Annotated in this window: 6 protein-coding genes, 7 tRNA genes and 1 rRNA gene; 2 read left to right on the forward strand and 12 right to left on the reverse strand. The window is 38.6% G+C overall.

Going from position 1 to position 11999, the window contains the following annotated elements:
• Positions 1–7: 7 nt before the first annotated feature.
• The 3 genes from ACFSGI_RS18635 to ACFSGI_RS18645 form a co-directional block, all read right to left on the reverse strand.
• On the reverse strand, positions 8–1609 hold the full coding sequence (locus ACFSGI_RS18635; RefSeq protein WP_204825665.1) for a maltose/glucose-specific PTS transporter subunit IIC: 1602 nt from the start codon (positions 1607–1609) through the stop codon (positions 8–10).
• Positions 1610–1766: 157 nt separating this feature from the next.
• A complete protein-coding gene (locus ACFSGI_RS18640; RefSeq protein ID WP_204825666.1) occupies positions 1767–3929 on the reverse strand; it encodes a DNA topoisomerase III in 2163 nt (720 codons plus the stop codon).
• 281 nt (positions 3930–4210) lie between these two features.
• A complete protein-coding gene (locus tag ACFSGI_RS18645; protein WP_204825667.1) occupies positions 4211–5272 on the reverse strand; it encodes a Gfo/Idh/MocA family protein in 1062 nt (353 codons plus the stop codon).
• A 352-nt stretch (positions 5273–5624) separates the two neighbouring features.
• Here ACFSGI_RS18645 and ACFSGI_RS18650 point away from each other — a divergent pair, with 352 nt between their 5' ends.
• Entirely contained in the window at positions 5625–7175 is a 1551-nt protein-coding gene (locus tag ACFSGI_RS18650; protein ID WP_204825731.1) for an amidase family protein, read from the forward strand.
• A 388-nt stretch (positions 7176–7563) separates the two neighbouring features.
• Here ACFSGI_RS18650 and ACFSGI_RS18655 read toward each other — a convergent pair whose 3' ends face one another.
• The gene (locus tag ACFSGI_RS18655) at positions 7564–8757 is read right to left on the reverse strand and encodes a GNAT family N-acetyltransferase (protein ID WP_204825668.1); all 1194 of its coding nucleotides are present in this window, start codon (positions 8755–8757) and stop codon (positions 7564–7566) included.
• 532 nt (positions 8758–9289) lie between these two features.
• Between ACFSGI_RS18655 and ACFSGI_RS18660 the strand changes: the two genes are divergently transcribed.
• Positions 9290–10276, forward strand: coding sequence for a ketoacyl-ACP synthase III (locus ACFSGI_RS18660; RefSeq protein ID WP_204825732.1), 987 nt, complete (start codon positions 9290–9292; stop codon positions 10274–10276).
• 692 nt (positions 10277–10968) lie between these two features.
• On the opposite strand, the gene ACFSGI_RS18665 is transcribed toward ACFSGI_RS18660, so the two are convergent.
• The 8 genes from ACFSGI_RS18665 to rrf all read right to left on the reverse strand — a co-directional run.
• Positions 10969–11039, reverse strand: a tRNA-Gly gene (locus tag ACFSGI_RS18665).
• Between the two features lie 162 nt (positions 11040–11201).
• Positions 11202–11276, reverse strand: a tRNA-Gly gene (locus ACFSGI_RS18670).
• 8 nt (positions 11277–11284) lie between these two features.
• Positions 11285–11366: transfer RNA gene (locus tag ACFSGI_RS18675), tRNA-Leu, on the reverse strand.
• 12 nt (positions 11367–11378) lie between these two features.
• Positions 11379–11454, reverse strand: a tRNA-Lys gene (locus tag ACFSGI_RS18680).
• A 97-nt stretch (positions 11455–11551) separates the two neighbouring features.
• Positions 11552–11624, reverse strand: a tRNA-His gene (locus ACFSGI_RS18685).
• A gap of 29 nt (positions 11625–11653) precedes the next feature.
• Positions 11654–11729: transfer RNA gene (locus tag ACFSGI_RS18690), tRNA-Thr, on the reverse strand.
• Between the two features lie 16 nt (positions 11730–11745).
• Positions 11746–11817 (reverse strand) — tRNA-Glu (locus ACFSGI_RS18695).
• Positions 11818–11918: 101 nt separating this feature from the next.
• Positions 11919–11999 (reverse strand): 5S ribosomal RNA (gene rrf, locus ACFSGI_RS23265); the annotation flags it as partial.

The raw sequence follows: 11999 nt of genomic DNA on the forward strand, positions 1-11999 counted from the left end.
ATTGTGTTCACTCCATTTCCATATATTCCTCGATCTCATTTTTAATCACACTCACTTGCGGACCATAGATCACTTGCACCCCGTTACCATTAATCAGCACACCTTTAGCCCCTGAATGTTTCAAGCGATCTTGAGATACCTGATCAGGTTGATAGACAGATATGCGTAGACGAGTTGCACAACAATCCAGGTCTTTGATATTTTCTTTGCCACCCAATGCACTGAGAATCACAGCCGGGCGAGAAGTATTCACTTCATTATGATCTGTAGGTACAGCATCTGTTATAGATGTTGTTGATCCACTTCCACCTGCTGTATTTCCGCTCGTCTCTACTACGGTCTCATCTTCACGGCCTGGTGTTTTGAGATTGAATTTTACAATCAAAAAGCGGAATGTGACATAGTACAGAGCGAACCAGACCACACCGATCATCGGTACATAGATCCAGTTAGTTTTAGCATTTCCCTGTAAAATACCGAATAAAATAAAGTCAATCAACCCACCCGAGAATGTCTGACCAATCGTAATCTGAAATATATGTGCCAGCATAAAAGCAAACCCATCAAACACAGCATGAATCACATATAAAAATGGAGCTACAAACAAAAAAGCAAATTCCAGTGGTTCTGTAATCCCTGTCAAAAAAGAAGTCAATGCTGCTGATAGCATTAATCCACCGACAACCTTTTTGCGTTCTGGACGTGCCGTATGATAGATCGCCAATGCCGCTCCCAATAATCCGAACATCATCGTAATAAAGCGTCCTGACATAAAACGCGATGTGCCTGAGAAATATTTTTCAGTCGAAGGGTCGCCTAATTGAGCAAAGAAAATGTTCTGGGTTCCTTCCACTATCTTACCAGATACTTCCATTGTACCACCAAGTCCGGTTTGCCAGAAAGGGAGATAAAAAATATGATGCAATCCAAGCGGCCCTAACATCCGTAGAAAGAATCCATAAAATAATGTGCCTATATATCCGGTCGCATCTACAATTCCACCTAGCTTCGTAATACCCAACTGAATAGTTGGCCATACTAGAAATAATACTAACCCTACAAAGATAGCTGCAAATGAAGAAACAATCGGAATAAAACGTGACCCGCCGAAAAATCCTAGAAATGGAGGTAACTCAATTTTGTTATATCGGTTATGAAGACCCGCTGTCACCAGACCGATAATAATTCCGCCTAGTACACCTGTCTGTAACGATTGAATACCGAGAATCATGCCTTGACCGGCTGCCGCCATATTATCAGTAACCAGTTGATTGCTATTGATCAACATAGCATTGATCGAAGCATTCATTACTAGATATGCGAGTGCCGCCGCAAGCCCTGCTGTTCCTTTATCCGAACGTGCTAGTCCAACTGCTACCCCGATTGCAAAAATCAATGCTAGATTGCTAAAGGTAATATCTCCTGCACTACTCATCACTTTGAAAATATACTGTAACCAGCTAATCTGCAATACAGGATAGGTACTTACCGTATTCGGATTAGAGAGCGCTCCCCCTATTCCTAGCAATAACCCTGCTGCCGGTAATACAGCAATCGGAAGCATAAAAGATTTACCAAACCGTTGTGCCTTCTCGAAAAAAGTTTTCATTCGTTTCCACCACCTGAAAATATTTTCTTTTAAATATAGATTATGAAAACTATTTTCGTCAATGACTATTTGAAGAAAATAAATATAATGCTATACCAAAAAGCCCTTTAGCAGATGAAATAGCTAAAGAGCTTACGGTTATATGATGAGGTTATATCTATTCTTTTTTCTCTTCCAGAGCAGCTTTCAACAAATCGCCCAGACTTGAACCAAACGATTCTTTTTGTTCAAATTGCTTCACTAACTTTTGCTGTTCTCGTTTATTGACCGGACGACCACCGTCTTTATTCAGCGTTTCGGTAATTCCGCAAGCCAGACATTGTACATACTTTCCAGCTTTACCGTCTTTGATTTCCATTTTTTTATGACATTGTGGACAGCGACGATTGGATAACTGCTTTTCTGTTGAACGGCGATAACTACAATCTTCACTTGGACAGATCAAGAATGTGCCGCGCTTCGATTTTTTCTCTAACATTCGTGTTCCGCACTCAGGGCAATGACTTGACGAGACATTATGCGGTTTGTAATGCACATCACTCTTTTTCACACCATCGACCATCGATTGAGCCATTTGACGAATCTCTTGCAAAAATGGAGCCGGTTGTCCTTGTCCACGAGCAATTTTTTCTAATTGTTGTTCCCAGCGTGCTGTGAGTTCAGGTGTTCGCAGTTCAGGCGAGACCAATTCGATCAATTGTGCACCTTTTCCTGTAGGATGCAGATGATTGCCTTTGCGTTCGATCGTATCTGAAGAGACCAATTTTTCAATAATATCCGCTCTGGTTGCTGGTGTACCCAGACTATGTTTTTCCATTTGTGATAACAGAGCTGCTTCGGTATACCGTTTAGGAGGCATCGTACGACCTGCTTTGACAACGCAGCGAGCAATCATTTTCGATTCCCCTTGTTTGAGTTTAGGTAATTTCTGTGTTCCCCGATGATCTGCTCCACGCTCTGATGAACGATGATGATGTTGCTCTGTTTCTTCATCCTCATCTTCTTCATTCCACTGATCACCATATACAGCACGCCAACCCGAGTCTTTGACTGTAACCCCTTTGGCATAAAACTGCTCTCCTGCCGCTTCGATAATCACTTGAACCGTATCATAAGTAGCCGGTGGGTAAAATAAACTGATAAAACGGCGCGCAATAAGATCATATAGTTTGCGTTCATCCGCTGTAAGTACATTCAAAGATACTATTTCTTCTGTCGGGATAATCGCATGATGATCACTAATTTTGCTGTCATCTACTATTCGTTTATCAATCTTGAGCGCATTGCGTAATAAAGGACGCGCAAGTGGCGCATATGGCCCTACTGCTACACTTGATAAACGTTCTTTAAAAGTATCCGTCATATCTGACGACAAATAACGTGAATCGGTGCGCGGATAGGTTACAATTTTATGTTGTTCATATAACTTTTGGAGCACATTAGATGTATGCTTAGCTGAAAATCCGTATTTTTTATTCGCATCGCGCTGTAACTCTGTCAGATCATATGCTAGTGGATGGGGTTCTTGCCGCTCATTCTTTTTGACCGATACAATCTTCGCTTGCTTACCTGATAGAGACTGCTCTAACTGCTGTACAGTCTGTTGGTCAAAAATACGTCCGTCTCCTTGAGCATTCCGCCATTCTGCTTGTAGATCACCCAGATCGATCTGCAATGTATGATAATCTTGAGAGCGAAAATCTTTAATCTCATTCTCACGCTTCATCATCATACCCAGTGAAGGTGTCTGCACCCGTCCTGCTGATAATTGAGCATCGAATTTACAAGTGAGTGCCCTTGTGATATTAAGCCCTACCATCCAATCTGCTTCTGCCCGGCAACGAGCCGATTCATATAAGCGGTCAAATTCTTTCCCCGGACGCAACTTGCTGAATCCTTCACGAATCGCTTTATCGGTCTGAGAAGAGATCCATAATCGTTGAAAAGGTTTATTCCATTTTGCCATCTGAATAATCCAGCGTGCTAACAATTCCCCTTCACGTGCAGCATCGGTAGCCACAATCAATCCTTGAACATCATTTCGTCTAAGAAGATGCTGTACAATTTTGTATTGATGACTGCTTTCGCGCAGTACTTTCAACGTCATTTTTTCCGGCAAAATCGGCAAATCTTCCAGATTCCATTTCTGATAACGAGTATCATAATCTTCCGGTTCTGCTAGACCAACCAGATGTCCAAGCGCCCAGGTAACGATATATTTAGGTCCTTCTATATATCCTTTATGCTTCTGTTGACTTCCCATCACACGTGCGATTTCTTTTGCTACAGAAGGCTTTTCAGCTAATATTACTTGCTTCATATTGTTCATTCCTTTCGCTTTCCTGTATATACTTGTGTATCATTTATTTATTATGATATCTATTATGGATATTCGGTGTCATTAGACAGCAATATACACATCTATATATTGTAACACTTTTCAGATAAATATTAAGGTGATCGCACGCCTTTATGCGACTATCCCATTCTCATCATAAAACTATATATGTACAGCACACCTGAATATCACCAAAAAGCTGGTATCTATACCTCACGATAGAATACCAGCTTTTTGGTTTACTTTATTTTTATTCTCTATTTTTAAAATTCTTTATGAATCACTGTATCTTTTTCAGCCGCTTCAAAAATAGTCTCGATCAGTACCAATACCCGATGTACTTGTTCATTAGGTACAGCCGATTGTGCAGAGCCTTCGATCACAGACAAAAAGTTTATATAAAACTCTTCCGGCGGATGTTGAATTGGTTCAATCGGTTTGCGAATTGTAGATTCTTCTGAAGGTGGAGCCATCGTTTTGGTCAATCCGCGACCTGCTTGAATCGGTTTAGGTTCTACCTTTTCCACTTCTGTATTACGGGTAACAATCTCCCCGCTCAGATCCCAATCTTGAATAATTGCTGTTCCTTCCGTTCCTTTTACATACCAGCGTGGTAATTTAACATAATTAGTGGTACCGACTTCTACGATCGCTGTTAATCCATCTTTAAAACGAATCGTTGTTGTAAATCCATCATCTACTTCTGTATCCAAAATAGTACTCAATTGAGCATGTACACTTTCGATTTTACTATCCGTAAGCAATAATAGCTGATCTAATAAATGCACTCCCCAATCAAGCAACATACCGCCGCCATAAGCTTTGAGCTGTCTCCAATCTCCTGGAATACCATTGGCTCCTTGTACACGCGACTCCACATGAAAAACATCTCCAACAGCACGTTTTTCAAACATATCGCGAATAATCAAGAAATCTTCATCCCATCGACGATTTTGATGCACTGTAAAAGTCTGACCGGTTTCTTCTGCTACTTTGACAATGTCTAACAGATCAGTACTATTTATTGTTACAGGTTTCTCACAAATCACATGTTTGCCTGCACGCAAAGCTTGAATCGATAATTCTTTATGTACATCATTAGGAGTAGCAATCAATACAATATCAACATTTTCATCCGATAAGACCGCTTCCATACTTTCATAAGCATGATAACCATGTTGTCCAGCAAGTTCCATCCGATAATCTACAATATCGTACACACCGGTTACTTGAAGTGATGGTACTTTTTCAATCAACTGCCCATGATAACTTCCCATTCCACCATAGCCTACGATTACCAAATTATATACCGACTTGTTCGCCATTTTTATTCCTCTTTTCCACACTGGATTATAATTCCATTTTAACCATTACAATTTTATTCTACCAAACTTTTAACTCCAACATCATATTTCTTTTGCACAAATATTTATTTTATTGTCTCATTTTTAATGTATCGATTTTTCTTTAAAAAAACAGTTACATATGTATCATTGTAACGATTATTTTAGAGTTAAATTTAGTGCTATTTGATCTTTTGTATTGACATGTTATCTTTTTTAACACTAAAATACATAATTAATTACATGTATCTACAATAATCGATTATATTTTGCAAAGGAGTGAAGTTATTTGTCTACTAACCAACATAGGAAAAAGTATCAAAAAGTAATAGTTATGTGGGTTACCATCATCACGTTAATTGTTGCTCCATTCAGTACATACGGTGTTACCTCTTTTGCTCAAGCTGCGGGTTCTCCAGGAACCAATGAACCTTTTGTTATTACAGAGGCAACGATTGCTCAGATGCAATCAGCTATGCAAGAAGGTCGCCTGACTTCTGTTCAGCTTGTGCAACAATACTTAGATCGTATTGCCAAATACGATGATCAAGGGATCAAGCTTAATGCGATTTTAACGATTAATCCCAAAGCCCTTGAAATTGCAGCTCAATTAGACAAAGAACGTGCTACAACAGGGGCACGCGGACCTTTACATGGTATACCAATTATCGTAAAAGATAATTTCGATACAGCAGATATGCCTACAACGGCTGGCTGTGTCTGTCTGCAACATTCGATTCCTGATCAAGATGCTGATCAGATCGCTATGCTCAAAGCAGCAGGCGCTATCATTTTAGCCAAATCCAATCTGCATGAATTTGCTTTTGGGATTACTACTTCTAGCTCACTTGGAGGGCAGACGCTCAATCCTTATGCACTTGATCATTATCCAGGCGGTTCAAGTGGTGGAACAGGAGCTGCTATTGCTGCTAACTTCGCAGCCGCAGGTCTAGGAACAGATACAGGTGGATCAATTCGTATCCCCTCTGCATTTAACAGTCTAGTTGGGATTCGCCCTACCGTAGGATTAAGCAGTCGGGATGGTATTATTCCACTCGCTCTTACTCAAGATGTAGGAGGGCCTATCGCACGTACAGTAGAAGATGCAGCTATATTACTACAAGCAACTGCTGGCTATGATGCAGACGATATTGCTACAGCTTACAGTGTTGGACATATCCCTGCGAATTATACCGATTCCTTACAGGTCAATGGTCTTCAAGGCGCTCGTATCGGTATAGCAACAGAATTGTTTAATACTACAAAAGACAGTGAAAAATCCGTCACCGAAGTGGTCTATACAGCGGTCGATGATATCAAACGACTCGGAGCTACACCCGTTCCTATCCAAATACCTAACTTACAGCAAATTATGAAATACCCTAGCCTTAGTGGTTACGAATTTAAATTTCAAATCAATGATTATCTAGCTAGCTTAGGAGAAGATGCGCCTTATCATAATTTAACTGAAATTCTAGCCTCCAATCAATTTGATCCCAAGCAAGCCGAAGCAATGCAAAAACGTAACGCTGTAACAACACTGGATACTCAAGAATATAAAGATATCGTACTCAACCGTACCAAAGTTACACGCGAATCTCTTTTGAAAGTGATGGCAGATCAGAAGCTGGATGCGATTATCTATCCAACCACTACTCAACCAGCAGCTACCATCGGTGAAGAACAAGTATCTGGTGACAATAATCGATTGAGCCCTTTTTCCGGCTTCCCCGCGATTACAGTTCCTGCTGGATTCACCAACAATAAATTACCTGTAGGCATTGAGTTTTTAGGTAGACCATTTGACGAAAGTACATTGATCAAATTAGCATACAGCTATGAACAAGGCACTCATCACCGTCAAGCCCCTACATTAACACCATAAACGATCTTTTTTTAATCTTTTAAATACAACAATATAGACAATCTAGTTCGTTCAATCGTTCAATCGTTCAATCGTTCAATCGTTCAATCGTTCAATCGTTCAATCGTTCAATCGTTCAATCGTTCAATCGTTCAATCGTCAAAAGTATACTCGGATAATAAAGACGCACAACTACGATTAAAAAAAGCTTATCCTCTGCGAAGTATATCATTCACTTCAATAGAGAGATAAGCTTTTTTAACTTAATGATCATTTTAAATATCCTACTATTCGATAATTACAACTTCTACAAGTTAAACATTAAGTTGAACATTTCATTTTAAAAGATATTTATTTAAAAAAGACTTTATATTGGCATCATCAACACTCAACTCATTCTAAATCTTATTTAGAAAAAGTCCATCAAATGTGTTGTAGCAAAAGGAATACGTGATTCCAACATATGAACACATTCTAACTTACCTTTCCATTTTCCCCAATTGAACAAAGCTAGCGGACGTTTGTATCCCATCAATGCTACTGTTAATGTTTGGATATCGGTATCGATATCACTATGATCCCATAAATCTTGTTGTAAACCTTCTGGCAAAGCTTCGCGACGACTTACTTTTGCTTTACCTTCATCATTGATCAGGACATCCCAAATACCGTTGTTCCACTCTGCTGCCGAATCGTTCACCCGAATCGATAACGATTCTACTTTGCCCACTGTAAATGGATACTGCTCCAGAAACGTTTTAACATTAACAATTCTCGCCATAAAATAAGGCACTATCTGTTGCTCAATACGCGGGTCATTCAACAAATACGGTAAAGAATCATCGATAGGTGCTTGTACATTCACTTCCGTCACCATAGAATCATGGTTTGAAATAAAAGTCCATAATGCTTGGCGTGAACGTTCATCAAGAAACACCAATTCTTTAATATTCATCTTCTGATCTTTAATTTCATAAATAATATACCCACAAGGCTGATCTTGAGGATTATAATACACAGCAGTAAACAAATCACTATTCGGTACTAATTTTCGTTCCCAACGCTCGGTATCTCTCACCAGTGTTCCATTGTAACTAGATGCATATTTTTCATATATTGCATGAAAAATGTCCAGATCACGAATACCACGTTTTACTGTACCTTCCACATGAACTTTAGCAGGTAACTTGTTGGTAGGAATCGTATATTGACGATATTCAATATACGTCTCCCAACCAAACTTACGATAAAATGGGAAATGAAAAGGATGCAAAAAGGAGATAGATTGCCCGGCTTCATTCATCTGTTGCAAGGTATGATCTAACAACTTCGCAACCAATCCTTGTCGTCTTTTTTCTGGCCATGTAGCAACTCCAGCAATTCCACCCATTTCAAAAGCTTGCCCGTGTATGTACGTTTGTAAAGGTAACAAAGTCAATTGAGCACTCAATTGCTCTTCCTCAAAAATTCCCCATGTTCTTTCTGGTTTAAAATCTTGTTTTTCTTTTTCTAGTTCTTCAGCAGTTTTACGATATTGAAAAGCATACATTCCTAATTCTGCTCGTGCATCAAAATCTTCTAGCGTTAATTGTCTAATCTCCATTGCTATAGTCACCTCGCTGAAATTGATAAATCACGTTAAGCCTGAACCATTACTACTTCCGACATCGTATAGCTTATATGCCCCTTTAACTGTAAAACAGTCTATACCAACAAAATAAAGCATATCATTTAAAATATACTTCTCTCTTCATTTAAACAATATGATTCTGTATGGTATGATAAATCCATATGCTTACATTATAACATTTACCATCACATCAAAACCAATCGCCTCATATCACTACCTACATCTATATCAAAATCAATCAATAAGCTCAAAATCAATAATCGATTTACAATATGGTTTAAATAGGTTATATTTAAAATAAATTAGTACCTGGTACTATAACCTAGTATTAATAAGTTACTAAATACAATCATTATTCTGCTATTTTATAAAATGCTATAACATAAGCCTACTCTGTAAATGCAATGTGCTTGTAAAATTATTGCTTTACAAGATACCTAGCATCATTTTCACCCATTACTCTAGTGTATACACATCATTCAAATCATATATAGAGGTGATCTTTATCAATCATTCAACAGCTCGACTTACTGCATTAGGAACTTATGTCCCCGACAAACGTTTAACAAACACTGATCTTGAACAGCTAGTCGACACATCTGACGAATGGATTGTTCAACGTACAGGGATAAGAGAACGTCGGATTGCCAATGACCAACAATTTACTTCTACATTAGGGATAGAAGCTGTCAAAAATCTTCAAAAAACATACCCGGGTACTTTGGAAGATGTAGAACTTATTATCGTGGCTACCACGACTTCAGATTATGTATTTCCAAGTACAGCTACTCAAATTCAATCTTATTTTAATATCAAAGGTGCCGGTGCGTTAGATCTCAATGCAACTTGTGCTGGCTTTGTATATGCACTGCATGTAGCAAATAGCTTTATCACTTCAGGATTACACCGCAAAATTCTGGTGATCGCTAGTGAAACTATGAGCAAAATAACAGATTACACCGACCGTAGCACATGTATTTTATTCGGCGACGGTGCTGGTGCAGCATTGGTCGAATATGATCCTGAACAACCTAGTTTTTTAGGAACATTTATGGATAGTGATGGTTCTGGTGGAGAACATGTATATCGTACCGGATTGTCTGACCAAATCAATAATCAATCTATGCTCGGAAATGGAAAAATCGTACAAAATGGTCGTGAAGTGTATAAATGGGCAGTACGTACCATACCAAAAGGAATTCAAAACCTTTTAGATCAGACCAACCAATCCCTTACTGATATTAACTGGTTTGTCCCGCATAGCGCTAATCTCAAAATGATCGATTCTATTTGTGAAAAAACTGGATTCGCTCTAGAACATACACTGACCAGTGCTGAATGGTATGGCAATACTTCTTCTGCTTCAATTCCATTAGCTTTGCAACTAGGAAGAGACGACAATAAATTAAAAAATGGAGATACTATATTAGTATACGGTTTTGGTGCAGGTCTAACTCAGATGGGTATGATTTTACGCTGGAATTTAAAATAATCTTTTATAGCTAATGTTTATAGCTAATACACATTAAAACCAACATATAGTTAAGCTAATACGTAGTTAAACTGATACGCAATTGAACTGATATGCAATTGAACTCATGAGTAATTGAACTAACGCGTATTTAAAGTAGTATGTGGTTGAATATTTTTAAAATACATGCAAAATATTATATAAAAAGAAACCGTACAGAATTGACTCATCATCCTGTACGGTTTCTTTTTTCTTTTTAAGTTTAATTGCAATTTTACTATGTATATATTATTTTACCACTTTGTTATTGCTGCTTTTATTAATTTGTATATTATACCTTTTATACATACTTTAATAATTATTTCTCAAGTACATTTTACTGTTTTGATCACTTCTGTTTTATCATTTCTATGTTAATAACTCTTTCTTCGTTATTAATTTTTATTACTACACATTGCCGATCTTTGTTACTGCTTTTGGATCACTTATTCTCAACCATTTCGATTTTGATTTTCTAGAATCTTAGATCTTAACTTCTTACTATTTTAAAATAATAATTTGCTCTTCATTCTTCGCAATGATGATGCCTCAACTCATAAAATCAATTCAACCTACAAATATCATCTTTTATGACTTATATCTTTATTTCCCAAATGCAAACAATATAAAAACTAAAAAGGATGTCTGCATTATGCAGACATCCTTTTTTATAAAGCGGGTGATGGGAATCGAACCCACGCTATCAGCTTGGAAGGCTGAAGTTCTACCATTGAACTACACCCGCGGATTAAGAGGATATGGTTAAATCCAGGTATATCCTAAAAACCTGAATAACCACAAAAATCAAATCTTACACATGTCAACTATAAACAAGTATAGTTGTTATATGAATTAAAGCGTAGAATAAAAACGTATATAATATATACGCTCTACACTGAATAAAGATTGGAGCGGACGATGGGAATCGAACCCACGACCCTCGCCTTGGCAAGGCGATGCTCTACCGCTGAGCCACGTCCGCAAAACCTATGCGCGTGGAGGGACTTGAACCCCCACGTCGTGAAACGCTAGATCCTAAGTCTAGTGCGTCTGCCAATTCCGCCACACGCGCATGTAAGAAAAATGGTGAGTCATGAAGGGCTCGAACCTTCGACACCCTGATTAAAAGTCAGGTGCTCTACCGACTGAGCTAATGACTCATGTAATTTAGGCAGTAATAAATGCATTTAACATACATATTACATTTTACATCATTTTAATATTAATAGCAAGCTAATTCTTTATTAGATAATAAAGGGCGACCGATGGGACTTGAACCCACGAATGCCGGAGTCACAGTCCGGTGCGTTAACCCCTTCGCCACGACCGCCATAGCAATCAAATTAATATTAAAATAAATGGTGCCGGCGAGAGGATTTGAACCCCCGACCTACTGATTACAAGTCAGTTGCTCTACCAACTGAGCTACACCGGCATAGTGTATATGTTAATGACCCGTAGGGGACTCGAACCCCTGTTACCTCCGTGAAAGGGAGGTGTCTTAACCACTTGACCAACGGGCCACATAAAAAAGTAACAGCGTAACAATCCATACGCTTAAACCTATTAAAATCAATCTTAACCCTTCGGCGAAAAAAAAACCCCGAAGGGATAAAACTATTTTGCTTGGCAACGTCCTACTCTCCCAGGACCCTGCGGTCCAAGTACCATCGGCGCTGGAGGGCTTAACGGTCGTGTTCGGGAT

The organism is Paenibacillus nicotianae (genome assembly GCF_042681745.1).
Lineage (GTDB): Bacteria > Bacillota > Bacilli > Paenibacillales > Paenibacillaceae > Saccharibacillus > Saccharibacillus nicotianae.